This is a genomic window from Streptomyces sp. RKAG293 (assembly GCF_023701745.1).
In the GTDB taxonomy this organism is placed as follows: domain Bacteria; phylum Actinomycetota; class Actinomycetes; order Streptomycetales; family Streptomycetaceae; genus Actinacidiphila.
On record NZ_JAJOZB010000001.1, the window covers coordinates 5,200,348 to 5,225,672 of the forward strand.

Consider the following 25,325-nt stretch of genomic DNA (forward strand, 5'->3'; position numbering starts at 1 on the left):
TTTCGGTAACCGTACGGCTGTGACAGCCGTCATGGATGGTGGCCACCTTTTTCGTGATCGCCATCCATGAGGCCCGAGAAATGGGGATGTACATGCGCGCCATGACCCGTAGGAGTCTGCTCTCCGCCACTGCCGGAGTCGCGGTCGGTGCGGCTGCTGCCGGATGCTCCTCGGGGGGCGACGGAGGCAAGACCGGCGGCAACGGGACCAAGCCGGGCGGGGCCACCGGCCAGAAGGAACCCGAGAAAACGGTTCAGCTGATCGGGGACGGCTCCACCGCGAACACCGGACCCCAGCCGGGCCAGCCGAAGCCGGAGCGGATGGAGCCGGGCCAGACGCCGCCGCAGTTCGTGATCTTCTCGTGGGACGGCGCGGGCGAGGTCGGCAACGGCCTGTTCCCGCGCTTCCGCAAGCTCGCCAAGGACAACGGCGCGTCGATGACGTTCTTCCTGTCCGGGCTGTACCTGCTGCCCGAGTCGAAGAAGCGGCTCTACGACCCGCCGAACAACAACCTGGGCGCGTCGGACATCGGCTACCTCACCGACGAGCACGTCAAGATGACGCTGGACAACATCCGTGAGGCCTGGACCGAGGGCCACGAGATCGGCACGCACTTCAACGGGCACTTCTGCTCGGGCCGCGGCACCGTCGGGAACTGGACGCCGACCCAGTGGCAGAGCGAGATCGACCAGGCCAAGTCGTTCGTCAAGAACTGGAAGACCAACACCGGGCTGAAGGACGAGGCCCCGCTGCCGTTCGACTACGACAAGGAACTCGTCGGCGCCCGCACGCCGTGCCTGCTCGGCCAGGACAACCTGCTGCCGACCGCCCACAAGCTCGGCTGGCGCTACGACGCGAGCTCGCCGGGCGGCCGACAGGTTTGGCCCGAGAAGCGTGGCGGGCTCTGGGACCTGCCGCTGCAGCTCATCCCGTTCCCCGGCCACTCCTTCGAGGTCCTCTCAATGGACTACAACATGCTCGCGAACCAGTCGAAGAACGCCACCCAGAGCGACCCGGGCAACTACCCGGGCTGGCAGCGGCAGGCCGCCGCCTCGTACATCGCCGGCTTCCAGCGGGCCTACGAGACGAACCGCGCGCCCTTCTACATCGGCAACCACTTCGAGAAGTGGAACGGCGGCATCTACATGAACGCCGTCGAGGAGGCGTTCAAGCACATCGCGGGCCAGGAGAAGAAGGACGTCCGGCTGGTCTCCTTCCGGCAGTACGTGGACTGGCTCGACGCGCAGGACCCGAAGGTGCTCGGGAAGCTGCGCCGGCTGGACGTCGGGCAGAAGCCGGCGGGCGGCTGGAAGTCGTACCTCGCGCCGGAGGGCGCGGCCGGTACCCCCGGCTCCCCGACGACGGCCGCCACCACCTAGGCGGTGCGCGGGGGTCGGGGGGCGCGGCCGAGAGTGCGGCCGCTCCTGCTACCTGATCCTTACTTGGGGCAATTGCCGCTTTTGGCGTCGGTGTCGGGGGCGGGAAAGATCGCCGGACGACGCATGCGAAACTTTTCACATGAGTCCTACGCGTGCCCGCCGACGCCGCCCGCTCCGCAGTGCCGCGGCACTGGCAGGAGTCGCCGCGCTGGCGCTGGCGCTCTCGGCCTGTTCCAGCAGCGGCTCCGCCTCCGGCGGCAGCGGTACCAACTTCGTCGGCGGCTCGGGTGAGATCTCCCGGGTGGCCAAGGGCGACCGGCTCGCCGCCCCCGCCATCTCCGGGGAGTCGGTCGACGGCAAGCAGTTGAACCTCGCCGACTACAAGGGCAAGGTCGTCGTCCTGAACGTCTGGGGCTCGTGGTGCGACCCCTGCCGCGCCGAGGCTCCGCACCTGGTCAAGGTGGCCAACGCCACCAAGGCCGAGGGCGTCGAGTTCCTCGGGATCAACATGCGCGACGCCACGAAGGTCAACGCGAACGGCTTCGAGACGCAGTTCGACATCCCGTACCCGAGCTTCTACGACCCGAACGGGAAGCTCATGCTGAAGTTCCCCAAGGGCAGCCTCAACCCGCAGGGCATCCCGAACACCCTGATCATCGACCGGGACGGCCGGATCGCCGTACGGATCCTCAAGGCCGTCGGCGAGGACAGCCTGCGCCAGGCGCTCGACCCGATCGTCGCGGAGAAGTGACGTGACCGAAACGGTCTCCTCCGGGGCGCTGCTCCTCGCGATCCCGATCGCGATGCTCGGCGGCCTGGTCTCCTTCTTCTCCCCGTGCGTCCTGCCGCTGGTGCCCGGCTACCTCTCCTACGTCACCGGCACGTCCGGCGCCGACCTGGCCGAGGCCAAGCGCGGCCGGATGGTCGCCGGCGCGTCGCTCTTCGTCCTCGGCTTCACCGCGGTCTTCGTCTCCGGCGGGGCGCTCTTCGGCTACTTCGGGCTGCGGCTGCAGGAGCACAAGGAGATCATTTCCCAGGTGCTCGGCGTCGTCACGATCCTCATGGGCCTCGCCTTCATGGGGATACTGGGCGGTCTGACCCAGCGTGATCTCCGCTTCCACCGCAAGCCCGCGATGGGGCTGGTCGGCGCGCCCCTGCTCGGCGTGCTCTTCGGCGTCGGCTGGGCGCCGTGCGTCGGCCCGACGCTGGGCGCCGTCCAGGCGCTGGCCTTCAACGAGGCCAGCGCGGGGCGCGGGGCGCTGCTCACCGTCTTCTACTGCGTGGGTCTCGGCCTGCCGTTCATCGTCGCCGCCGTGGCGTTCCGCCGCGTACTGGGCGCGTTCGGCTGGGTCAAGCGGCACTATGTGTGGGTCATGCGGCTCGGCGGCGGCATGCTCGTCGTCGTCGGCGTGCTGCTGCTCACCGGCGTATGGGACGACATGGTCTTCTCCCTGCAGACCTGGTCCACCAACTTCACCCCTGGGGTCTGATTCATGAGTACGGAATCCGGGCCGAAGGCCGCCCGCGGCGCCGAGGAGCGTGACGTCGAGGAGCGTGACGTCGAAGAACGCGATGCGGCGGGCGCGCAGCTGTCGACGGCGCCGGTCGAGGAACTCGGCCAGGTGGTGCCCGGCTCCTTCGGCGGTGTGCGCAGGCCCGGCTGGCGCGGCACCGTCGGCTGGACGCTGCGCGAGTGCTCCGGCTGGGTGCGCTGGATGTGGCGGCAGCTCACGTCGATGCGGATCGCCCTGATCCTGCTGTTCCTGCTGTCCGTGGCCGCGATCCCCGGCTCGCTGGTCCCGCAGACCAGCGTCGACTCCAACAAGGCGGACATGTGGAAGGACGTGCACCCCAACGCCACCCCGGTCTACGAGGCGCTCGGGCTGTTCCACGTCTACAGCTCGCCGTGGTTCTCGGCGATCTACATCCTGCTGTTCATCTCGCTGGCGGGCTGCATCCTGCCGCGCAGCTGGCAGTTCGTCGGGCAGCTGCGCTCCCGGCCGCCGGCCGCGCCGCGCAATCTGACCCGGCTGCCGGCGTACACGACCTGGCGCACCGCGGCGGGTGAGGACGAGGTGCTGGACGCCGCGCAGAAGCTGATGCGCGGCCGCCGGTTCCGTACCCACCGGGTCGGCGGCGCGGTCGCGTCCGAGAAGGGCTTCCTGCGCGAGGCCGGCAACCTGATGTTCCACCTGGCGCTCTTCGGGCTGCTGATCTCCTTCGCGGTCGGTTCGCTGTGGAAGGGCGAGGGCGGCAAGCTGATCGTCGAGGGCGGCGGCTTCTCCAACAACCTCACGCAGTACGACGACTTCAAGCCCGGCACGTTCTACACCGCCGACGACCTGGACCCCTTCGGCTTCTCGCTGGACAGCTTCGAGGCCACCTACGCGCGGACCGGCCCGCAGAAGGGCACCCCGCGGACGTTCCGCGCCAACATCCACTACTGGAAGGGCGCGGACGGCAAGCCGGTCAAGTCCTCGATCGAGGTGAACAAGCCGCTGGAGATCGACGGTGAGACGGTCTACCTGATCGGGCACGGCTACGCGCCGGTCGTCACCGTGAAGGACGCCCGCGGCACCGTCGTCTACCAGGGCCCGACGCCGTTCCTGCCGAGTGACGGCAGCCTCACCTCGCGCGGCGTCGTGAAGGTCACCGACAACTACCGCGACAAGGCGGGTGCCAAGGACCAGCTGGCGTTCAGCGGGATCTTCGCCCCGACGATGGTGATCGACGACGTCCAGGGGCCGCACTCGGTCTTCCCCGCACTCGACCGCCCCGCGCTGATCCTGACCGCGTACCACGGCGACCTGGGCATGGACAGCGGCCTGCCGCAGAACGTGTACCAGCTCAACGACAAGAAGATGAAGCAGTACAAGGCCGCGAACGGCCAGCCGCTCCGTCAGGTGCTGGCCGTCGGGCAGGTCCTGCAACTGCCGGACGGCGGCGGCTCCATCACCTTCGACGGCGTCAAGACCTGGGCCAGCTTCCAGGTCTCCCACCAGGTCGGCAACGGCTGGGCGCTCGGCAGCGCGGTCGCCGCGATCCTGGGTCTGGCCGGCTCGCTGTTCATCCAGCGCCGCCGGGTGTGGATCCGGGCCACCCCGGGCGCGGACGGGGTGACCGTCGTGGAGCTGGCCGGACTCGGCCGCAGCGAGTCCGCGAAGATCGCCGACGAGCTCGGGGACCTCGCCTACCAGCTGCTGCCCGACGCGCCCCAGCTACCGGACCCCAGCGGCCCCGGCGGCGGCACAGCCACAGACCCCTCGGAAGAACCTCTCCTGCCAGACGAAGGAGCGCGCGCGTGACTATCGCGGCCGCGGTCAATGAGAACTTCGCGAACTACAGCAACTACCTGATCTACTCGGCCATGACGGTCTACACACTCGCCTTCCTCGCGCACATGGCCGAGTGGGTGTTCGGCAGCCGCAGCCGGGTCGCGATCACCGCGGCGGCGCTCACCGCACCCGCGGCGGCCCCCGCGATCGAGGTCGTCCAGCGCGGCGGCGGCACCGCCACCCTGGAGCGTCCCAAGGTCGTCACCCGCTCCACGGCGAGCGACCGCGGCATCCCGGACGGCCCCGGCGCCGCCGGTACCGACCCGGACGGCGACAAGTACGGGCGGATCGCGGTCTCGCTGACCGTGCTCGCCTTCGTGTTCCACCTGGCCGCCGTCGCGTGCCGCGCCGCCTCCGTGCAGCGGGTGCCGTGGGGCAACATGTACGAGTTCTCGACGACGTTCGGCATGGTCGCGGTCGGCATGTACCTGGCCCTGCTGGCGCTGAAGAAGCGGGTCCGCTGGATCGGGCTCTTCCTCGTCACCTCGGTGCTGCTGGACCTGGGCCTGGCCGTCGCGGTGCTCTACACCGACAGCGACCAGCTGGTCCCGGCGCTGCACTCGTACTGGCTGTGGATCCACGTCTCGTGCGCGATCATCTCCGGCGCGGTCTTCTACCTCGCGGCCGTCGGAACGTTCCTGTTCCTCTTCCGGGACTTCTACGAGGCGGCCCTGACCGCCGGCCGTGCGGTGAACCCGACCTGGGCCAACATCATGAACCGGCTGCCGTCCGCGGCGACGCTCGACAAGTTCGCGTACCGGATGAACGCGCTGGTCTTCCCGCTCTACACGTTCACCGTCATCGCGGGCTCGATCTGGGCGCAGGCCGCCTGGGGCCGGTACTGGGGCTGGGACCCCAAGGAGACCTGGTCGTTCATCACCTGGGTCGCGTACGCCTGCTACCTGCACGCCCGTGCGACCGCCGGCTGGAAGGGCCGCAAGGCCGCCGCGCTGGCGCTGGTCGCCTTCGCGTGCTTCATCTTCAACTACTACGGCGTGAACATCTTCATCACCGGCAAGCACTCGTACGCCGGGGTCTGACGCCGTAGGACGCGGGACCGGCCGGCCGCTCCCCCCGGGGCGGTCCGGCCGGCGCTCAGCCGCCGGACGGCGGGGTGTCGTCCTTGAGGCCCTTGAGGAAGTCCGGGTTGTCGTCCGGCGCGACCCACTGCGAGCGGGCGGGCGCGCGGCGGCGGTTGCGGCCCGCGACGAGCCAGGCGATCGGTCCGACGAGGACCTCGCCGAAGAGCAGGATGATGATCACCCACACCACCTTCGGCAGTCCGCGGACCTCCTCCTCCGGAGTGTTCAGGCAGTCGATGAACGCGTAGATCCACAGCGCGAGCACCAGCAGGAACGGTAGATACCTGACCATGGTGGGAGAGCCCCCCTGAGCCGGAAGACGGGCCGCGACAGGGGCCCGGTGACGGATACAGAGTAGTGCGTGGCGGATACTGGACCCTATGGCTTACGACGATCTTCGATCCTTCCTGAGGGCCCTGGAGAAGGACGGCGACCTCAAGCGGATCAAGGCCGAGGTCGACCCGTATCTGGAGGTCGGCGAGATCACCGACCGCGTGAACAAGGCGGGTGGCCCGGCGCTGCTCTTCGAGAACGTGCGCGGGTCGTCGATGCCGCTCGCGATGAACGTGTTCGGGACCGACCGGCGGATGCTGAAGTCCCTCGGGCTGCAGGCGTACAGCGACATCAGCGACAAGATCGCCGGGCTGCTGAAGCCGGAGCTGCCGCACGGCTTCACCGGCGTGCGGGAGGCGTTCGGCAAGCTCGCCGGGATGACGCACGTGCCGCCGAAGAAGGTGAAGTCCGGCGACGCGCCCGTGCAGGAGGTCGTGCTGCGGGGCGACGACGTGGACCTGGACGCGCTGCCCGCGCTGTTCACCTGGCCGGAGGACGGCGGCTCGTTCTTCAACCTCGGGCTGACGCACACCAAGGACCCGGAGTCCGGGGTGCGCAACCTGGGGCTGTACCGGCTGCAGCGGCACGACCGGAACACCATCGGGATGCACTGGCAGATCCACAAGGACAGCCGCAACCACTACAAGGTGGCCGAGCGGCGCGGTGAGCGGCTGCCGGTCGCCATCGCCTTCGGCTGCCCGCCCGCGGTGACGTACGCGTCGACCGCGCCGCTGCCCGGCGACATCGACGAGTACCTGTTCGCGGGCTTCGTGCAGGGCAAGCGGGTGGAGATGGTGGACTGCAAGACCGTCCCGCTCCAGGTCCCGGCCAATGCCGAGGTCGTGCTGGAGGGCTGGCTGGAGCCCGGGAAGACGCTTCCCGAGGGGCCGTTCGGCGACCACACCGGCTTCTACACCCCGCAGGAGCCGTTCCCGGCGCTGACCATCGACTGTGTGACGATGCGGAAGCGGCCGCTGCTGCAGTCGATCGTGGTGGGCCGGCCGCCGACGGAGGACGGTCCGCTGGGCCGGGCCACCGAGCGGTTCTTCCTGCCGCTGCTGAAGATCATCGTGCCGGACATCGTGGACTACCACCTGCCGGAGGCGGGCGGCTTCCACAACTGCGCGATCGTCTCGATCGACAAGAAGTACCCGAAGCACGCCCAGAAGACGATGCACGCGATCTGGGGCGCGCACATGATGTCGCTGACGAAGCTGATCATCATCGTGGACGCCGACTGCGATGTGCACGATCTGCACGAGGTCGCCTGGCGGGCGCTCGGCAACACCGACTACGGCCGCGACCTGACGGTCGTCGAAGGGCCGGTCGACCACCTCGATCACGCCTCCTACCAGCAGTTCTGGGGTGGCAAGGCGGGTATCGACGCGACTCGTAAGCTCCCCGAGGAGGGGTACACGCGCGACGGCGGCTGGCCCGAGATGGTGGTCTCCGATCCGGAGACGGCCGCGAAGGTCGACCGGCGCTGGAAGGAGTACGGCCTCTCGTGACCACGGATTCCGCAACCCCGGACCTCTTCGCGCCGGAGCCCGCGCCGCCCGGCAGGATCAGGGCGTTCCTGCGGCTCGTCATGATCGAGCACTCGATCTTCGCGCTGCCCTTCGCCTACATCGCCGCGCTCAGCGCGATGTTCGCCCTGGACGGCTCCGTCCACTGGTGGCGGCTCGTCCTCATCACCGTGGCGATGGTGGGGCTGCGCACCTTCGCGATGGCGTGCAACCGGATCATCGACCGGGAGATCGACGCCCGCAATCCGCGGACCGCCCAGCGCGAACTGGTCACCGGGGCGGTGTCGGTGCGCTCCGCGTGGACCGGTGCGCTGGTGGCCGTGGTCATCTTCCTGGGCGCCGCGGCGCTGCTCAATCCGCTGTGCCTGGCGCTGGCGCCGATCGCCGTCATCCCGATGGTGGTCTACCCGTACGGCAAGCGGTTCACGAACTTCCCGCACGCGATCCTCGGCCTCGCGCAGGCGATGGGCCCGGTCGGCGCGTGGCTCGCGGTCACCGGCGAGTGGTCGTGGCACGCGGTGATCCTCGGGCTGGCCGTCGGGGTGTGGATCGGCGGCTTCGACCTGATCTTCGGGTCGCAGGACGTCGCCGCCGACCGGGCGGACGGCGTGAAGTCCGTCCCGGCCCGCTTCGGCGTCGCCGCCGCCCTGTACGGGGCGCGCGGCTGCCATGTCGTCACGACGGTCCTGCTGGCCTGGTACGGGGTCGCCACCGGCGCGGGCGCGTTCTGGTGGGTGGGTCTGACGATCGTCGCGGGTGCGTTCCTGTACGAGCACTCGATCGTGCGGCCGAACGATCTGAGCCGGCTGAACCGGGCGTTCTTCCAGGTGAACGGGTTCATCGGCATCGCGCTGTTCGTGTGCGCGCTGCTGGACCTCGCGGTCCGCGGGCTCGGTATCTGAGAGCGCGGCCGACAGCACGGCCCGGCCCCGGTATCCGAGAGGGATACCGGGGCCGGGCCGTTCGCTACGACGACTACGACTGCTGCCGCGTGCGTTACGCGCTGGGGTCCTTCATGTTCATGGCGCCGAACATGAACAGGCCCATGAGGTCCTGCGGGGTGAGCACCCGCGCGCCGGCCGGGGCCGTCACCGGGTCGCTGCCGCCCTGGAGGCCGATGACGAGCGGGAGTTTGCCGTGGGCCTTCTCGTCGAGCTGGGAGACGTCCAGGCCGATCCCGGACAGCATGCCGTCCTTGATCGACAGGTCGACGGCGAGATCCTTCGCCGGGACCTTGCTGACGTCCGGCGCCTTGAAGCCCGGGATCTGCTTCTCCAGCGGGGCGAAGCCCTTGGCGAGCTCCTTGGCCGTCTGACCCGCCGGGACCGTCATCGTGACGTGGTCCACGCCGTTGCTGCTGCCCTTGTCGGTGAACTTCGCGTTGTGCGCGACCGCGCTCTTCACCGCGTCGATCAGCTGCTGCTGGGTCTTGGCGTCGAGGGACGACGCACCCGGCATGGGCACCGGCAGCGGCGACTTGCCGAGGCCCTTGTCACCGCCGAGGGTCTTGCCGAGATCGGCGAACGCCGTCGGGTCGATCGAGATCCACTTGCCAGCCAGCGCGTCCTTGACGACACCGAGCGACGACGGCAGCTCGTCCGCCTTGGGGATGAGCTGGTCGAGCGGCGGGTGGCCACCGCCCTTGGCGGCGCCGCCGAGCGCGGTCAGCGCCTTGACGTCGGCCCGCAGGTACATCTTCTTGCCGACGGACCTGACCTCGATCAGGTTCTGCTTCCCCTCGGCGTCCGAGGACAGCTGGAAGGAGAAGGAGGACGTGCCGCTCGCGGCGTCCTTCGCGTCCTTGGCGGCCGCGGCGTCCTTGAGCGGCTTGTCCGAGCTCAGCCCGAGCTTGGCGTGCAGACCCGCGAGCATCTTCGCGGTGTCCTGGGTGAAGCCGTCCGAGCCCTTCATCGCGGTCCAGATCTGGTCCGCGGTGGCGTCGAAGGAGACGGTCGCGGTGACCGCCTTCTGCTCGCCGAGCTTCTCCACGGCGTTCTGGACCTTCGCCGCCGCGCCGGCCTGCTGGACGGTGCCGCAGGCCGCGGAGGCGCCGGCTATGAGGGCGACGCAGCCGATGGCGGCCAGACCCTTGTGTGCGGTGCTGATGTGGTGACTCCCGTAGAACAAGCGGGCCTTCGGCCGGTGGCCTTCGACGCCGGGTGAGGTCTGAAGATTAGCTGTGGATGCCGCTCGGCCCGAACGGGTTTTCCGGCGGATCGACCCGTCGTCGGACGGATCCGGCAGGGCGCATCGTTCGGTCATCGCATCGGTCCGTTCCATCGCATCGGATCCGTCATCGCATCAATCCGTCGGGCGTGCGCGCGCGGAAGAAGAAGGCGGAGGCGACGCCGCCGAGGAGCCCGAAGAGGTGGCCCTGCCACGACACGCCCTGAGCGGTGGGCAGTACGCCCCACAGGATCGACCCGTACAGCACCGCGACGCCGAGCCCGACGGCTATGTCCAGCAGCCGCCGGTCCACGAACCCGCGCACCAGCAGATAGCCGAAGAGGCCGAAGACGACGCCGGAGGCGCCCGCCGTGTTGGTGTGGGCGGGCGCGACGAGCCAGACGCCGAGGCCGCTGGACAGGATGATGACGAAGGACACACTGAGGAAGCGGCGGATGCCGCGCAGCGCGGCGATGAACCCCAGCACGAGCAGCGGCAGGCTGTTGGCCGCGACATGGGCGAAGCCGAAGTGCATGAACGCGGCCGGGATGATGTCGCGCAGCTCACCGGTCTCGCGCGGCACGATGCCGAAGGTGTCGAGCGAGTGGTTGGTCGCCACGTCCACGGCTTCGAGCAGCCACAGCAGCCCCACCCACGCCAGCATGAGCGCGGCGGCAGCCGTGACTCTCGCCCCGCTGCGCAGCGGAGCGAGACCGATACTCGCCTGCGCGGAACGGTCCGCGGTCGGTTCGTAGCTGTGACTCACCGAGGCCCCCCTCAGATCCATGTGTCCCTACCGTAGACAACGCCACCGACATCCGGAGTGGTTCCCGGCGAGAGCCCTCTCCCGCCGCCGGCCGTTCCGGGCGGCCGGATAGGCTCGCGGGGTGGACACGAGCCTGCGCAAACCCTGGATCGTCGGGGTCTCCGGAGCATCCGGGACGCCGTATGCCGCCGCCGTGCTCCGGGGGCTGCTGAGCGCCGGCGAGGCGGTGGACCTGGTGGTCAGCCGGGCCGCCCGGCTGACGCTGCTCGACGAGACGGGCCACGCGTTCCGGGACGCGCACTGGCGCGAGGACCTGCGGACCTGGCTGGCGCGCGGCGCCGACGGCAAGGACGGCCAGTTCGATGTGCCGGACGCCGACCTGGCGGACGTGCGGTTCTGGGCCGCGGGCGATCTCGCGGCCGGACCGTCCTCCGGTTCGTACCCGGTCAAGGGGATGCTCATCGTGCCGGCCAGTACCGCCTGTGTGGCGGGCGTCGCGCTCGGACTGTCGAAGGACCTGCTGCAGCGGGCGGCGAGCGTCACCCTCAAGGAGCGCAGGACCCTGGTGGTCGCGGTCCGCGAGACACCGCTGAACGGCCAGACCCTCAAGCACCTGGTGACGCTCGACGAGGCGGGCGCGGTCGTGCTGCCCGCGTCACCCGCCTTCTACGCGGGCGCCCGGCACATCCAGGACCTGGTGGACTTCGTCGCCGGGCGGGTGCTGGACGCGGCGGCGGTGCCCCACCAGCTGTACCGCAGGTGGGAAGGCGAGCTCGGATCGGCCGCTTCCGCCTGACCGGCGCGCTGATGCGCAGGCCGCAGGGTCGCGGATGCCTTAGATTCTTGTTCGCACGGCGCAATCGATGCATGAACGGGAGGGTCCAGGCATATGGACGCGGTGGACAGGCAGCTCATCCAGGCGCTGCGCGAGAACGGGCGGGCCTCGTACGCGGAGCTGGGACGGCTGGTGGGGCTCTCCGGGCCCAGCGTCACCGACCGGATCAACCGGCTGGAGCAGGCCGGGGTGATCACCGGCTACCGGGCCACCGTCGCGCCCGTGGCGCTCGGCCTCGGCGTGACCGCCCTGGTCGGGCTGCAGCTCAGCGACGCGGCGGACCATGAGGACGTGGCGCACCGGCTGCGCGACCTGGACGAGATCGAGGACTGCTGGTTCATCGCCGGCGACGACTCGTACATGCTCAAGGTCAGGGTGGGCGACGTGGACGGCCTGGAGCGGACGATCCGCCGGCTGTCAGGAACGAAGGGCGTGGCCCGTACCCGGACCACGATCGTGCTCTCCACGAAGTGGGAGAACCGGGTCGGCTCGCTCCCCGAAGAGGCGTGAGTGGGGCCTGCTCGCGGGCGGGATCCGGGGGAGTAGTTTTGATCGGGTCGGAACGGCAACTAGGAGGCGGCAGGCATGGACGCTGGACTCAAGCGTGAGCTGGAGGAGAAGGTCTACGCGGGTGAGCGGCTGACCCGTGAGGACGGAATCGCCCTCTACGAGTCCGACGACCTCGCCTGGCTGGGTGGTCTCGCACACCACGTACGGACGAAGAAGAACGGCGATGTCGTTCACTTCAACGTCAACCGGCACCTCAACATGACGAACGTGTGCACCGCGTCGTGCGCCTACTGCTCGTTCCAGCGCAAGCCGGGCGAGAAGGACGCGTACACGATGCGCATCGAGGAGGCCGTCCGTCTCGCGAAGACGATGGAGGGCGAGAACCTCACCGAGCTGCACATCGTCAACGGCCTGCACCCGACGCTGCCGTGGCGCTACTACCCGCGCTCGCTGAAGGCCCTCAAGGAGGCGCTGCCGTCCGTCTCGCTGAAGGCGTTCACGGCGACCGAGATCCACCACTTCGAGACGATCTCCGGTCTGTCGGCCTCCGACATCCTGGACGAGCTGATCGACGCGGGCCTGGAGTCGCTGACCGGCGGCGGCGCCGAGATCTTCGACTGGGAGGTCCGGCAGCACATCGTGGACCACCGCACCCACTGGGAGGACTGGTCCCGGATCCACCGCCTCGCGCACTCCAAGGGTCTCAAGACCCCCTCGACGATGCTCTACGGGCACATCGAGGAGCCGAAGCACCGGGTGGACCACGTGCTGCGGCTGCGCGAGCTGCAGGACGAGACCGGCGGCTTCCAGGTCTTCATCCCGCTGCGGTACCAGCACGACTTCGTGGACATGAAGGACGGCAAGATCCGCAACACGCTGCAGGCCCGCACCACGATGGCCAGCGGCGCGGACGCGCTCAAGACGTTCGCCGTCTCCCGGCTGCTCTTCGACAACGTGCCGCATGTCAAGGTCTTCTGGGTGATGCACGGGGTGCAGACCGCCCAGCTGGCGCTGCAGCACGGCGCGGACGACATGGACGGCTCGGTCGTCGAGTACAAGATCACCCATGACGCGGACGACTTCGGCACGCCGAACAAGCTGAACCGGGACGACATCCTCGAACTGATCCGTGACGCCGGGTTCCGCCCGGTGGAGCGCAACACGCGCTACGAGATCATCCGCGAGTACCCGGGGCCGAACGCCGAGCGGCGCGAGTCCCCGCAGCCGATGCGCCTCTGACGTCATTGGTTCGCCGAAGGCCCCGGCAGCACGCGTGTGCGTGCTGCCGGGGCCTTCGCGTTGTCCGGGATGCGGAAGCCCGTTGCCGAACGCCAGAAGTAATGGCTACCATCGGCCTATGACCCTTACCTTTGCGCGCGACCCCGAGCTGTCCACCGGCCTCCGCGAAGAGATCCTCCGAATCTGGACCGACGCCTCCAACGCCGGCGGCGCGGTCGGCTTCGTCCCGCCGGTCACGGCCGAGGACGTACGCCCGGTCGCAAACGGGCAGTTCGAGGCGGTCGGCGCGGGGACCCAGCGGCTGCTCGTCGCGTACGAGGACGGGCGGGCGGTCGGCACGGTCTTCCTGAAGCTCAACACCCACCGGCTGATGCGGCACTGGTGCACGCTGGTCACCGTCATGGTCGACCCGGTCCTCCAGGGCGGCGGGCGCGGCCGGCAGATGCTGGCCGAGGCCGTCGGCTTCGCCCGCGACCTGGGCTTCGGCGCGCTCCGGCTCGGGGTGCGCGGCGGCACCGGCGTGGACGCCTTCTACGCCGCCTGCGGCTTCAAGGAAGTCGGCCGCGTACCGGACGCGATCCGCGTCGCCGCGGACGACTTCCGCGACGACATCACTATGTGGCTCCCCCTGCACTGATCGTCGGCGGGCCGTGCTTCACTGGAAGCATGTTCCGTTACACCGCCATGCGTTTTGGCCTCTTCGTCGGCTGCTTCGCGGTCATCTGGGGTCTGGTCTCCCTGCGGATCCTGCCGGCCGGGCTCGGTGGCTCCAACCTCCTGTGGGTTGCGCTGCTCGCGCTCGTCATCTCCGCGCCGCTGAGCTTCGTGCTGCTGCGCGGTGCCCGCGATGCCGCGTCCGCCCAGGTCTCCGCGCGCGTCGAGCGCAGCCGGGCGAACTTCGCCAAGAGCCAGAGCGCGGAGGACGCGGCGGACGACGCCGCGCGCACCGCGTAGCGCCAGTCCGGCCGCAGGACCGCCCGGGGGTCGGTGGGTAACCCTCGTCACACGCTTCGCCATGCCCCGCCGGAACACCCCGTTCCCGGCGGGGCTTTGTGCTGTCCGCGTGCCGGCCCTGGCCGATTCCGGGCGTCCACGTCATGAGAACCCAAAGAATGACTTTGAGTTTCTCAAAGCTCCAGTGTTAGCGTCCGGAACATGTCTCCTACATCCAGTCGCGTACGCATACCCAAGATCCCGTTCTGGGCGCAGATCCTCGGCGGCCTCGTCCTCGGTGTGTGTCTCGGCTGGATCGCCCGCAGTGGCGACATCGCCTGGCTCGGCAAGGCCCTCGACGAGATCGGCTCGATCTTCGTCCAGCTGCTCAAGCTGGCCGTCGCCCCGCTGGTCTTCTTCGCCATCGTGGTCTCCATCACCAACCTGCGGAACGTCTCCAACGCCGCCCGGCTGGCCACCCGCACGCTGCTCTGGTTCATGATCACGTCGCTGATCGCGGTCTCCATCGGCCTCGCGATCGGCCTGCTCACCAACCCCGGCTCCGGCAGCGGCCTCACCCCGGCCGACGGCGCCAAGCCCAAGCACACCGGCTCCTGGCTGGACTTCCTCACCGGCATCATCCCGACCGACGTCATCTCGCCGTTCACCGAGCTGAACGTGCTGCAGATCGTCTTCATGGCGGCCGTCGTCGGGATCGCGCTGCTCCAGCTCGGCGAGAAGGCCGAGCCGATCCTCACCCTCAGCTCCGCCGTTCTCGAACTGCTGCAGAAGGCCCTGTGGTGGGTCATCAAGCTCGCCCCGCTGGGCACGCTGGGCCTGATCGGCAACGCCATCAACACCTACGGCTGGAACCTGATCAAGCAGTACGCGACCTTCACCGCCGACGTCTACGTCGGCTGCGCCCTCGTCCTGTTCGGCGTCTACCCGCTGCTGCTCGCCACCGTCGCCAAGGTCAGCCCGCTGCAGTTCTTCCGCGGCGCCTGGCCCGCCATCCAGCTCGCCTTCGTCTCGCGCTCCTCGGTCGGCACCATGCCGGTCACCCAGCGCGTCACCGAACGCCTCGGCGTCCCGCGCGAGTACGCGTCCTTCGCCGTCCCGTTCGGCGCCACCACCAAGATGGACGGCTGCGCCGCGATCTACCCGGCCCTCGCCGCGATCTTCATCGCCGAGGTCTTCGACGTCCACCTGGGCATCGGCGACTACCTCCTGATCGCCTTCGTCTCCGTCATCGGCTCCGCCGCCACCGCAGGCCTCACCGGCGCCACCGTCATGCTCACCCTGACCCTCTCCACCCTCGGCCTCCCCCTCGAAGGCGTCGGCCTCCTCCTCGCCATCGACCCCATCCTCGACATGATGCGAACCGCCACGAACGTCGCCGGCCAGTCCGTCATCCCGATCATCGTCGCCGCCCGCGAGAACATCCTCGACCGCGACAAATACGCCACAGCCCACGGCGCGGACCTCGACAGCCTGATGGAAGACGACGCGAACGCGAACCGCGACGAGCGCGTCCCGGTCGCCGCGTAGTCGTATATGCGGCAGTGCCCCCGATCCCCGGCATCCGCCGAGGGGCCCGGGGGCACTGGCACGCTGGTTGGAGTCCTCAAAGCTGACGCCGCGTTGCTCTCTGGGATGCTGGAAGCACCTGCGAGAGGGGCGGCCTGCATGCGGTGGAAGACTCACGGCGAGCGTCAGATCTACGCCAACCAATGGGTGAACCTGTTCCTCGTCGATGTCGAGCAACCGGACGGCCGGCGCTGGGAGCATCACGTGGTGCGGATGCGCCACTTGGCCGTGGCCGCTGTGGTGAACGACCAGCGCGAGATCCTGATGATGTGGCGCCATCGCTTCATCACGGACTCATGGGCTTGGGAACTGCCGATGGGGCTCATCGAAGAGGGCGAGACCCCCGACGTGGCGGCTGCGCGCGAAGTGGAAGAGGAGACGGGCTGGCGCCCCGCGCCGATGAAGCCGCTCATATACGCCGAACCGGCCAACGGGATCACGGACTCGCAGCACTACGTGTTCCGGGCCGATGGGGCCACGCAGATCGGCCCACCGACGGAGAAGAACGAGTCCGACCGCATCGAGTGGATCCCCCTGGACCGGGTGCGCGGCATGATCGACCGCCGGGAGATCGTCAGTAGCGGTTCGCTCGTGGGTCTGCTGTACGTGCTGATGGATGAAGCGATCCGCTGAGCTCAGCGCAACATCTCGCGTGACCGCAGGTCGAAAACTGCGTCCTTGATCGGACCGACGACGTAATGGGGCTGCCCCAACACGGCTGCGCACAGCGCCTCCCCGCCGTGCTCATCGTGGGCCCAGCAGAGGGGCCTCCGGCGTGTTGCTGTTCTCTGCTGCTGATGGCTTACGGATCTTGGTGAAGCCCGGCCCATCGCGCCAACGTCGTCAGTTCTGGTTTGGCGCGTCTGTGCAGAGATACCAACACTCGCAGTACCTCGCGTGCCATTGGGTGGATGCGTGCCATCTGCGGCGCCACCCTGCGTGCCTCCAACAGCGACTCCAAGGCCCCGTCCCGGTTACCTGCCGCCAGATGCGCGCGAGCGGCGTCAATGTGGAGGTGGCCGATCCTGGTGGGCGTCAGCCCTGGAAGCTCTGCCCCGGAGCGCGTCAGGTCCTCGGCCATGCCTACAGCCTCGTGGGGCTTGTCGAGTTCAATCCATGAGGCCATTTGGTGGAGCCGGGTATTGCCTCTGCCGAACGTCAGATTGTGGCAGAGCATGTCTGCGTCTCCGAGCTGGTCTGCCAGCGTGGAGGCGTGCCGGATGTGCTCAGCGGTTGCGGCGGTGTTTCGGGCCCGTGAGGCGAGAGTGATCGCGCGGAGATGCAGGCTGCCGGCCGCGACAATCGCTTGTTGGTTGTTACTGGGTGCGGCGGACAAGAGCACGATGGCGCGTTCGATAACGCCCATGCCCCCGTCGTAGTCACCCGCCGTTTGGAACGTGCCTGCCTCCGTCCATGCGCTCGCTGCCTGCGCGATGGGTGACCATGTCCGGGTGGCGGCCCACTGCTGCCGCGCGACGATCAATTCGGCAAGGTCGGGGTAACCCAGGCGATGCGCCACGGTGTACGCGCAGCTGTACACGTCGACCAGGAGATCGAGCGCGGCATGCTCGTATGCCCCGACGAAACCAGCACGAAGCGGAGCGACAGCACCGGCCTCAGCCGTATCGCGGCAGCAGCTGCTCCCCGCCCCGCCCCTTCCCGGTGGCGCGGTCGCCTCGCGCGCCCGTCATGCGTGACGGCTGGGGTACGGCGTCCCACCACACGGAGCCGCCGGAGGATCGACCGAGCGCAACCGGCCCCTCCCTCCCTCGCTGCAGGCCGTCTTTGGCACCCCGTCCCGGCCGCGGTCGGCAGCGCTCCCGGCTACGCGTGCCGTGTGACGGTTGCCGTGTCTGAAGGCCCGCCCGATTTGCTCTCCTAGGAACGGGCTCAGGCGCGGCGACCCATCAACGTGCGTTGCTCGGTGCGCCGCCCTGGATGGAGTCGCGCATGACCTGGCGCAGCCGGCGGACCGCGTGGCGGTAGGGGAGATGGACCTCTTGCCATGGGTCGGAGCCCTGGTCCACCAGGGCGAGAGTGGTGATGCCGTCGCGGATGCTCCGCATTCCCTGGTACGCGTTTTCCGCGGCTTCGGAGACCACGGGTGGGGCGACCATGAGGAGTTCGTAGAAGGTCGGCAGTATGCGCTGGGAGCGGTAGGCGGTGATCACGTCGCCTGGGTCGACGGGTGTCGGACGGCTCAGGGCGAGGGTCTGCAGGGCGGTCTCGGTCTCGGTGAGGGCGGTCAGGAACTTCACGTAGGCCTCGCGGCGGACCTCTTCGAGACGGTTGCCGCGATCCCGCCGGGCCCGGAGGCCCTCGATCAGCATGGACGAGCCCACGCCGAGTACCGCACCGCTCAATGTGCCGACCAGAGTCACCCATCCCATGGCGACCACGATACGAAGAGCCGCAACCGGGCGGCAGCGCGGGCCGGGTCAGCCGGTGGCGAGGCGGAAGTTGAGGCTGCCGAAGGCGACGTGGTCGCCGGGGTGGACGCGGACGGTGCCGGTGATGCGCAGGCCGTTGACGTGGGTGCCGTTGAGGGAGCCGAGGTCGGAGAGGAGCCAGGCGTTGTCCTGGTAGCGGAGCTCGGCGTGGGTGCGGGAGACGGAGTCGTGGCCGAGGCGGAGGTCGCACACGGGGGCGCGGCCGATGCGCAGGGGGAGGGGGCCGGGCTCGGGCAGTCGCAGGCCGGGGAGCTGTTCGGTGCGCCAACTGCCGCGCAGGCCTACGGAGAGCGCCGAGAGGCGGGCGACGGTGCGCAGCAGGAGCTGCGGGGCGCGGCCGCGGGAGGGGAGGTCGGCGAGGGCGCCGTCGACCTCGTCGCGGCTGCGGGCGGTGAGCACGATGTGCATGCGGTGCATGAAGGTGTCGTGGGAGATCCGGCCGTCGCCGGTCCCGGCGCGCAGCACGTCGAGTGCGTGGTCCCGCTCGTTCTCCGACGGCCGTACGCCCTGGGCGCGGAACTCGGGGGACGTCATGGTGGGATTGTCGGCCCGTCAGTAGGACTCTGTCCAGATTCACGGGGGGTGGCCGGTTGTCCGGAAGCCGCCGGGGACCCTGTCGCGGGCGGCGGGCCGGGCGGGGACCCGACCCGTAGGCTTACTTTCGGGTAGCGGGTAGCGGGCAGCGCTACGGGAGAGGTGGCACGGGGTGGGCGGGAAGACCAAGCGGGTGCCGCGGCAGGTGCGGGAGCAGCAGATGCTCGACGCGGCGGTCGCGACGTTCGCGCGGCGGGGGTACCGGGCGGCCTCGATGGATGAGATCGCCGAGCTGGCGGGGGTGTCGAAACCCCTCGTCTATCTGTATCTGAACTCGAAGGAAGAGCTGTTCACCGCGTGCATCCGGCGGGAGGCGGCGGCGCTCACCGAGGCGGTGATGGCCGGAGTGGAGCCGGGGGCGGCGCCGGACCGGCAACTGTGGTGCGGGCTGCGGGCGTTCTTCACGCATACGACGGAACGCCCCGACGGGTGGACCGTGCTGTATCAGCAGGCGCGGACCCAGGGGGAGCCGTTCGCGGACGAGGTCGCGAAGATGCGCGCCGAGATCGCCGAGTTCGTCAGGGAGCTGATCGCGGCCGCGGCCCGGGAGGCAGACTGCGACGGCGAGCTCGCCGAGCGGGAGGTCACGGCGCTGGCGCACGCCCTGGTGGGCGCGGCGGAGTCGCTGGCGGGCTGGGGCTGCGAGCAGCCCGGCCAGTCGGGGAAGGACACCGCGGCGACGCTGATGAACTTCGCCTGGGCCGGCCTGGACAACCTCATGAACGGCCGGCGCTGGGAACCACCTCGCCCGTGAGGTGGACGCGGCCGTCGCCGCGCAGCTCGAAGCGGGATCCCGTCCCGGGAGCGGTCCCGGGAGCGGTCCCAGGAGTGCTCTCGGCCGCGGTCCCGGCCGCGTAGGTCACCGTGCCGGGGAGCAGCACCGGTGCTCGGAACACGGCCCGCAGGGTGATCCGGCCGGCGTTCAGGGGGACCGTCTCGGCGGCGCAGCGGGCCACGGTCCACATGCCGTGGGCGATGGCGCGGGGGAAGCCGAGGGGCTTGGCGGTCCAGGGGTAGAGGTGGATCGGGTTGTAGTCGCCGGACACCCGCGCATGGCGGCGGCCCAGGTCCGCGGTGAGCCGCCAGGTGGCGACGGCGGGCAGCGCGGACCCCGCGCGCTCCGGCGCCTCGTCGGGGCGCGGGCCGGTGGCGCCGCCGTGCCGGGCGAGGTACGTACTGCGGTCGGACCACACGAGTTCGCCGTCGAGGCGGGCCTCGGTCACGAGGACGGCCTCGGTGCCGCGGTGGTGCGGGCGGAGGGCCGAGGTGTGGACGGTCAGCTCGGGACGGTCGGTCGCGCGCAGGGCGCGCACCTGGGTGATCTCGATCGACGTGTGCACCAGGCCGAGCAGCGGCAACGGGAACGCACGGTCGGCCATCAGCTGCGCGGCCAGCGGGAATCCGAGGATGTGCGGGTAGGTCAGCGGTACGGCGCCGGTCGGCGGTACCGCGTCAGGCGCCGCGTCACGCCCGTCCTGGGTGAAGCCGCAGACCCGTGCGTACGCGGCGAGCCGGCCCGGGTCGATGCGTACGGCGGGCAGGACCAGCCGGTCGGTGGGCGCCGCGCTGTCGCGCGGCCGCCCGCGCTTGCGGCGCGAGCCGAGCGCGCCCCGGGCCAGGACCAGGGGCAGCCGCGGTGGTGCGGCGAGGGTGCGGGTGGGCACGTCGGGTCGTCCCTTCGATGCGGGGTGGCTCGGGGTGGCTGGAGAGGGAGAACGTGCGGGTCACGCGCCCAGCAGGCTCTGGCCGCAGACGCGCACGACCTGCCCCGTGACGCCGCCCGATCCGGGGTCCGCGAACCAGGCGATGGTCTCGGCGACGTCGACCGGAAGCCCGCCCTGGCCGAGGGAGTTCATCCGGCGGCCGGCCTCGCGGATGAACAGCGGGACCGCGGCGGTCATCTTCGTCTCGATGAAGCCGGGCGCGACGGCGTTCACGGTGATGCCGTGCCCGGTCGTGCGCGGATCCGTCGCGAGCGCGCGGACGAAGCCGATGACGCCGGCCTTCGAGGCGGCGTAGTTGGTCTGGCCGGCGTTGCCCGCGACGCCGCTGATCGAGGCGGTGGCGACGATCCGGCCGCCGTCGTTCAACGTGCCGGACTTCAGCAGGTGGTCGGTGGTGCGGACGACGCTGCCGAGGTTGACGTCGAGGACGGAGTCCCAGCGGTCGGCGGCCATGTTGGCGAGCTTCCGGTCGCGGGTGATCCCGGCGTTGTGGACCAGCACGTCCAGGCCGTCGGGGAGTGCGGCGGCGATGCGTTCCCCGGCGTCCGGCGCGGTGATGTCCAGGGCGAGGGCGGTGCCGCCCAGCCGCCGTGCGACGTCGGCCAGGGCCTCTTCGGCCTGCGGGACGTCGAGGCAGACGACATGGTGGCCGTCGCGGGCGAGCGTGGCGGCGACGGACTCGCCGATGCCGCGCGCGGCGCCGGTGACCAGGGCGATCCGCGTGCCGGAGGCAGCAGTGGAAACGGCCGGAACGACCGGGGCGGCCGGGCCGATCTCGATGACCTGGCCGCTCACGTACGCGGACTTGGGGGAGAGGAGGAAGCACAGCGTCGACTCGGCGGCCGCGCCGGGCGCCAGGCGCAGCAGCTGGACGGTACGGCCGCGGCCGATCTCCTTCCCGAGGGAGCGGACGAAGCCTTCGAGTGCCTGCTGGGCGGCGGCCTGGTGAGGGTCGGCCGGGTCCGGGACGGCGCCGAGAACGACCACCCGACCGCAGGGCGCGAGCGTGCGGACGACGGGGTGCAGTGCCGCGTACGCGTCGTGCAGCGCGGCCGGTTCGCAGACGTCTGTGGCGTCCAGAACGACAGCGGCAGGGGCGGCGGCCGCAGGCGCGTCGGGTGCGCCGGGCACCGGCTCCGTACCGGTCGCGTCGTCCGGTCGCGGGGCGCCGGCCGTCAGGCGCAGGACCGGTCCGACCAGGTCGGGGTGTTCCGGGGACCAGCGGCGCAGCGCGGTGGGCTGGGGGAGGCCGAGGCGGCCGGAGAGGAAGCGGCCGGGGGCCGTACCCGTGAAACGGAGATAGCGATCGGCCATTGGCCTTCTCCTTACTCTGGAGTAAGTTTACCGCCGGTAAGGCTACTGGTGAGTCAGCGCCCAGCAAAGGGGAGAGCCAGCCGATGAGTGATCGCAGGGACAGTCCGCGCCGGGTCGCGGTGGTGGCGGGCAACCGCATACCGTTCGCCCGCTCCGACGGCCCGTACGCCACCGCGTCCAACCAGGACATGCTGGGCGCGGCGCTGGCCGGACTGGTGGAGAGAACCGGGCTGGCCGGTGAGCGCGTGGGGGAGTTCGTCGCCGGGGCCGTCCTCAAGCACAGCCGTGACTTCAACCTCGCCCGCGAGACCCTGCTCGGCAGCACGCTCGACCCCGCCACCCCCGCCTACGACATCCAACAGGCGTGCGGCACCGGGTTGCAGGCGATCATCGCCGTCGCGAACAAGATCGCGCTCGGCCAGCTCGACTGCGGCATCGCGGGCGGCGCCGACACCGCGAGCGACGCGCCGCTCGGCGTCAACGACCAGTTGCGGCGGATCCTGCTGGAGGCGCGCCGCGCGAAGTCCACGGGTGCGCGCGCCAGGGCGCTGGCGCGCATCCGCCCACGTCATCTCGTACCGGAGATCCCGCGCAACGCCGAGCCGCGCACCGGACTGTCGATGGGCGAGCACGCCGCGCACACCGCCAAGCGGTGGGGCATCGCGCGCGAGGCGCAGGACGTCCTGGCCGCCGCCAGCCACCAGCGGCTCGCCGCGGCGTACGAACGCGGCCTGTTCGACGCCCTGGTGACGCCCTTCCGGGGCCTGGACCGCGACCAGAACCTGCGCCCGGACTCCACGGCCGAGCGGCTCGCACGGCTGCGGCCGGTCTTCGGCGTCGGGGAGGGCGGCGCCACCATGACGGCCGGCAACTCGACACCACTCACGGACGGCGCGGCCGTCGTCCTGCTGGCGAGCGAGGAATGGGCTGACGGTCACGGGCTGGAGCTGCTCGCCTTCCTCACGGCGTACGAGACGGCCGCCGTCGACTTCGTCGGCAACCCCATGGGCGAGGAGGAAGGGCTGCTCATGGCGCCCGCGTACGCCGTGCCGCGCATGCTGGAACGGGCCGGCCTCGCCCTCGGCGACTTCGACCTCTACGAGATCCACGAGGCGTTCGCCTCGCAGGTGCTGGCCACCCTCGCCGCCTGGGAGGACAAGGACTTCTGCACCGGACGGCTGGGCCTGGAAGGCCCGTTGGGCACGGTGGACCGGGAGCGGTTGAACGTGGCCGGCTCGTCGCTCGCCACCGGGCACCCCTTCGCGGCGACCGGCGCCCGCATCGTCGCGACCCTCGCCACGCTGCTCGCCGAGCGCGGCGGCCCGGGGCGCGGGCTGGTCTCCATCTGCGCGGCGGGCGGCCAGGGGGTCACGGCCGTGCTCGAACGCCCGTGACCGGCACCACCTGATCCGTCCGAGCCACCCCGGCCCCGCCCACCCCGGCCCCGCCCGCACCGAACCCCGCCCGCACCGAACCCCCGTCCGCTCTCGTCCCCGCCCGATGCCGCCCTGAACGCCGCCGATCCGCGTAGCGCGAGCCGCCGTACGATTCCGCGAACCAGGAGAGCCCCTGATGTCCCGTAAGAGCCCGATGCCGTCCCAACTCGTCGCCGTGGAACCGGATCTCGTCGTATCGGGCGGTTCGGTCCGGCAGGCCTCCGTGCCGGCTCTCGTACCGCCCGAGAGCGCCGGAAGCCTCGCGGACATCCCGTTCCGCAACGCGGCGGAGGCTCCGCGGGAGGCCGTCCTCAGCCGCAAGGACGAGCGCGGGGCCTGGCGCGACATCACGGCCGCGGCGTTCCGCGACGAGGTGGTCGCGGTGGCGAAGGGGCTGATCGCCTCCGGGCTGCGCCCGGGTGACCGGCTCGCGATCATGTCGCGGACGACCTACGAGTGGACGCTGCTGGACTTCGCGGCCTGGGCCGCGGGCCTGATCACCGTGCCCATCTACCCGACGTCCTCCGCCTCGCAGGCCGCGTGGATCCTCGCGGACTCCGGGGCGGTGGCCTGCGCGGTGGAGAGCGTCGAACAGACCCGGCTCGTCAGCGGGCGGCGCCGCGAACTGACCGGGCTGCGGCATCTGTGGCAGCTGGACGCGGGCGGCATCTCCCAGCTGATCTCCGAGGGGCGGGAGCTGCCGGACATCCTCATCGAGGGGCGGCGCGGCGGCCTCGGACCCGACAGCGTCGCCACGCTCATCTACACGTCGGGCACCACCGGACGCCCCAAGGGCTGCATCCTCACGCACGGCAACTTCTTCGCCGAGGTCGACAACTCCATCGAACTGCTGCACCCCGTCTTCAAGTCGGTGAGCGAGGAGCCCGCCTCGACGCTGCTCTTCCTGCCCCTGTCGCACGTCTTCGGCCGGATGGTCGCCGTCGGCTGTCTGCGGGCCCGGGTCAAGCTCGGCCACGCGCCCAGCATCGCCACCGATGACCTGCTGGCCGACCTCGCGGGCTTCCGGCCGACGTTCCTGCTCGCGATCCCGTACGTGCTCGAGAAGGTCTACAACACCGGCCGCGCCACCGCCGAGTCCATGGGCAGGGCCGCCTCCTTCGACCGGGCCGCCACGATCGCGCGGCGGTACGGCGAGGCCCTGGAGGCACAGCAGTCCGGAACCGGGCGCGGGCCCTCGCTCGGACTGCGGGCCGCCCACGCGCTCTACGACCCGCTCGTCTACCGGCGCATCCGCGCCGCCCTCGGCGGCAAGGTCCGCTACGCGATCTGCGGCGGCTCACCGCTCGGCCGCCGCCTCGCCGCGTTCTACGCGGGCGCGGGCGTCGTGGTCTTCGAGGGCTACGGGCTGACGGAGACCACGGCCGCCGCCACCGTCACCCCGCCGCTGCGGCCCCGGCTCGGTACCGTCGGCTGGCCGCTGCCGGGTGCCGCCGTCCGGATCGCCGACGACGGCGAGGTGCTGCTCAGCGGCGGCATGGTGTTCGGCGGCTACTGGAACGGCCGGGTCGGGGCGTATCACCCGGTGAACGGAGGCTGGTTCGCCACCGGTGACATCGGGGAACTCGACGCCGAGGGCTATCTGACGATCACCGGCCGCAAGAAGGAGATCATCATCACCGCGGGCGGCAAGAACGTCGCCCCGGCTCCGCTGGAGGACCGGCTCCGGGCGCATCCCCTCGTGGGCCAGTGCATGGTCGTCGGCGACAACCGCCCCTACGTGGCGGCGCTCATCACCCTCGAACCCGACGGCCTCAGCCACTGGCGCCGGATGCACCACCGCGACGGCGTCCGCCCGGCGCAGCTCGCCGAGGACCCGGAGCTCCTCGCGGAGATCCAGCACGCCGTCGACGACGCGAACGACTCGGTGTCACGGGCCGAGTCGATACGGCGCTTCCGGGTGCTGCCGGTGGAGTTCACGGAGGATTCGGGGCATCTGACGCCGTCGATGAAGCTCAGGCGGGCGGCGGTTGTGAGGGACTTCACGAAGGAGATCGAGGACCTCTACCGCAAGCGGTGACGGCCGCGGTGACGGTCGCGGTGACGTTTGTGGTGGTAGCCGCGGTGATACGCCGACGCCGGCCGGACCGGTTCCCCA

General features: G+C 70.5%; 25 protein-coding genes. 17 read left to right on the forward strand and 8 right to left on the reverse strand.

The features are described 5' to 3' along the window. Window positions 1-92: 92 nt before the first annotated feature. From LNW72_RS23230 to ccsB, 5 genes are all read left to right on the forward strand, one after another. Window positions 93-1,379 carry a hypothetical protein gene (locus LNW72_RS23230; protein WP_250980271.1) on the forward strand — a complete coding sequence of 429 codons (1,287 nt, stop codon included), beginning with the start codon at window positions 93-95 and terminating at the stop codon, window positions 1,377-1,379. A 139-nt stretch (window positions 1,380-1,518) separates the two neighbouring features. Then, window positions 1,519-2,130 (forward strand): TlpA disulfide reductase family protein, encoded by a 612-nt coding sequence (locus LNW72_RS23235; protein WP_250977160.1) that lies wholly within the window; start codon window positions 1,519-1,521, stop codon window positions 2,128-2,130. 52 nt (window positions 2,131-2,182) lie between these two features. Next, on the forward strand, window positions 2,183-2,869 hold the full coding sequence (locus LNW72_RS23240) for a cytochrome c biogenesis protein CcdA (RefSeq protein WP_250980272.1): 687 nt from the start codon (window positions 2,183-2,185) through the stop codon (window positions 2,867-2,869). 3 nt (window positions 2,870-2,872) lie between these two features. Next, complete coding sequence (locus LNW72_RS23245) at window positions 2,873-4,684, forward strand: cytochrome c biogenesis protein ResB (RefSeq protein WP_250977161.1); 1,812 nt, start codon at window positions 2,873-2,875, stop codon at window positions 4,682-4,684. Beyond that, window positions 4,681-5,754 carry a c-type cytochrome biogenesis protein CcsB gene (gene ccsB / locus LNW72_RS23250; RefSeq protein ID WP_250977162.1) on the forward strand — a complete coding sequence of 358 codons (1,074 nt, stop codon included), beginning with the start codon at window positions 4,681-4,683 and terminating at the stop codon, window positions 5,752-5,754. The genes LNW72_RS23245 and ccsB overlap by 4 nt, the downstream gene beginning before the upstream one ends. A 55-nt stretch (window positions 5,755-5,809) precedes the next feature. On the opposite strand, the gene LNW72_RS23255 is transcribed toward ccsB, so the two are convergent. Beyond that, complete coding sequence (locus LNW72_RS23255; RefSeq protein ID WP_250977163.1) at window positions 5,810-6,088, reverse strand: PLD nuclease N-terminal domain-containing protein; 279 nt, start codon at window positions 6,086-6,088, stop codon at window positions 5,810-5,812. 88 nt (window positions 6,089-6,176) lie between these two features. Here LNW72_RS23255 and LNW72_RS23260 point away from each other — a divergent pair, with 88 nt between their 5' ends. Both LNW72_RS23260 and mqnP read left to right on the forward strand, forming a co-directional pair. Then, on the forward strand, window positions 6,177-7,637 hold the full coding sequence (locus LNW72_RS23260; RefSeq protein WP_138355154.1) for a menaquinone biosynthesis decarboxylase: 1,461 nt from the start codon (window positions 6,177-6,179) through the stop codon (window positions 7,635-7,637). Then, window positions 7,634-8,557, forward strand: coding sequence for a menaquinone biosynthesis prenyltransferase MqnP (mqnP, locus tag LNW72_RS23265; RefSeq protein WP_250977164.1), 924 nt, complete (start codon window positions 7,634-7,636; stop codon window positions 8,555-8,557). The genes LNW72_RS23260 and mqnP overlap by 4 nt, the downstream gene beginning before the upstream one ends. A gap of 94 nt (window positions 8,558-8,651) precedes the next feature. On the opposite strand, the gene LNW72_RS23270 is transcribed toward mqnP, so the two are convergent. Both LNW72_RS23270 and LNW72_RS23275 read right to left on the reverse strand, forming a co-directional pair. Then, window positions 8,652-9,782 (reverse strand): hypothetical protein, encoded by a 1,131-nt coding sequence (locus tag LNW72_RS23270; RefSeq protein WP_250977165.1) that lies wholly within the window; start codon window positions 9,780-9,782, stop codon window positions 8,652-8,654. A 166-nt stretch (window positions 9,783-9,948) separates the two neighbouring features. Further along, on the reverse strand, window positions 9,949-10,485 hold the full coding sequence (locus tag LNW72_RS23275; RefSeq protein WP_250980273.1) for a rhomboid family intramembrane serine protease: 537 nt from the start codon (window positions 10,483-10,485) through the stop codon (window positions 9,949-9,951). A 223-nt stretch (window positions 10,486-10,708) separates the two neighbouring features. On the opposite strand from LNW72_RS23275, the gene LNW72_RS23280 reads away from it, so the two are divergent. The 7 genes from LNW72_RS23280 (at window position 10,709) to LNW72_RS23310 (ending at window position 16,324) form a co-directional block, all read left to right on the forward strand. Then, window positions 10,709-11,383 carry a UbiX family flavin prenyltransferase gene (locus LNW72_RS23280; RefSeq protein ID WP_250977166.1) on the forward strand — a complete coding sequence of 225 codons (675 nt, stop codon included), beginning with the start codon at window positions 10,709-10,711 and terminating at the stop codon, window positions 11,381-11,383. Window positions 11,384-11,476: 93 nt separating this feature from the next. After that, the gene (locus tag LNW72_RS23285; protein ID WP_250977167.1) at window positions 11,477-11,932 is read left to right on the forward strand and encodes an Lrp/AsnC family transcriptional regulator; all 456 of its coding nucleotides are present in this window, start codon (window positions 11,477-11,479) and stop codon (window positions 11,930-11,932) included. 75 nt (window positions 11,933-12,007) lie between these two features. Continuing rightward, entirely contained in the window at window positions 12,008-13,171 is a 1,164-nt protein-coding gene (gene mqnE / locus LNW72_RS23290; protein ID WP_138355160.1) for an aminofutalosine synthase MqnE, read from the forward strand. A gap of 118 nt (window positions 13,172-13,289) precedes the next feature. Continuing rightward, window positions 13,290-13,808 (forward strand): GNAT family N-acetyltransferase, encoded by a 519-nt coding sequence (locus LNW72_RS23295; RefSeq protein WP_250977168.1) that lies wholly within the window; start codon window positions 13,290-13,292, stop codon window positions 13,806-13,808. 29 nt (window positions 13,809-13,837) lie between these two features. After that, a complete protein-coding gene (locus LNW72_RS23300) occupies window positions 13,838-14,125 on the forward strand; it encodes a DUF4229 domain-containing protein (protein WP_138355162.1) in 288 nt (95 codons plus the stop codon). A gap of 201 nt (window positions 14,126-14,326) precedes the next feature. Continuing rightward, the gene (locus tag LNW72_RS23305; RefSeq protein WP_250977169.1) at window positions 14,327-15,652 is read left to right on the forward strand and encodes a dicarboxylate/amino acid:cation symporter; all 1,326 of its coding nucleotides are present in this window, start codon (window positions 14,327-14,329) and stop codon (window positions 15,650-15,652) included. A gap of 138 nt (window positions 15,653-15,790) precedes the next feature. Further along, window positions 15,791-16,324, forward strand: a complete 534-nt coding sequence (locus LNW72_RS23310) for an NUDIX hydrolase (protein ID WP_250977170.1) — start codon at window positions 15,791-15,793, stop codon at window positions 16,322-16,324. Between the two features lie 169 nt (window positions 16,325-16,493). Here the strand turns inward: LNW72_RS23310 and LNW72_RS23315 are convergent, their stop codons facing one another. The 3 genes from LNW72_RS23315 to LNW72_RS23325 form a co-directional block, all read right to left on the reverse strand. Continuing rightward, entirely contained in the window at window positions 16,494-17,231 is a 738-nt protein-coding gene (locus LNW72_RS23315; RefSeq protein WP_250977171.1) for a DNA-binding protein, read from the reverse strand. 367 nt (window positions 17,232-17,598) lie between these two features. Then, on the reverse strand, window positions 17,599-18,081 hold the full coding sequence (locus LNW72_RS23320) for a hypothetical protein (protein WP_250977172.1): 483 nt from the start codon (window positions 18,079-18,081) through the stop codon (window positions 17,599-17,601). A gap of 48 nt (window positions 18,082-18,129) precedes the next feature. After that, a complete protein-coding gene (locus LNW72_RS23325) occupies window positions 18,130-18,675 on the reverse strand; it encodes a DUF1707 and FHA domain-containing protein (RefSeq protein WP_250977173.1) in 546 nt (181 codons plus the stop codon). Between the two features lie 220 nt (window positions 18,676-18,895). Here LNW72_RS23325 and LNW72_RS23330 point away from each other — a divergent pair, with 220 nt between their 5' ends. Continuing rightward, complete coding sequence (locus LNW72_RS23330) at window positions 18,896-19,489, forward strand: TetR/AcrR family transcriptional regulator (RefSeq protein WP_250980274.1); 594 nt, start codon at window positions 18,896-18,898, stop codon at window positions 19,487-19,489. Here LNW72_RS23330 and LNW72_RS23335 read toward each other — a convergent pair. Further along, window positions 19,452-20,399: a MaoC family dehydratase gene (locus LNW72_RS23335; RefSeq protein WP_250977174.1), complete on the reverse strand. Its 948-nt coding sequence runs from the start codon at window positions 20,397-20,399 to the stop codon at window positions 19,452-19,454. The genes LNW72_RS23330 and LNW72_RS23335 overlap by 38 nt on opposite strands. 60 nt (window positions 20,400-20,459) lie before the next feature. Beyond that, on the reverse strand, window positions 20,460-21,773 hold the full coding sequence (locus tag LNW72_RS23340) for a 3-oxoacyl-ACP reductase (RefSeq protein ID WP_250977175.1): 1,314 nt from the start codon (window positions 21,771-21,773) through the stop codon (window positions 20,460-20,462). 83 nt (window positions 21,774-21,856) lie between these two features. On the opposite strand from LNW72_RS23340, the gene LNW72_RS23345 reads away from it, so the two are divergent. Together LNW72_RS23345 and LNW72_RS23350 are read left to right on the forward strand one after the other, a co-directional pair. Further along, on the forward strand, window positions 21,857-23,167 hold the full coding sequence (locus tag LNW72_RS23345) for an acetyl-CoA C-acetyltransferase (protein WP_250977176.1): 1,311 nt from the start codon (window positions 21,857-21,859) through the stop codon (window positions 23,165-23,167). 178 nt (window positions 23,168-23,345) lie between these two features. Next, window positions 23,346-25,247 carry a long-chain fatty acid--CoA ligase gene (locus LNW72_RS23350; protein WP_374117314.1) on the forward strand — a complete coding sequence of 634 codons (1,902 nt, stop codon included), beginning with the start codon at window positions 23,346-23,348 and terminating at the stop codon, window positions 25,245-25,247. Window positions 25,248-25,325: the final 78 nt, after the last annotated feature.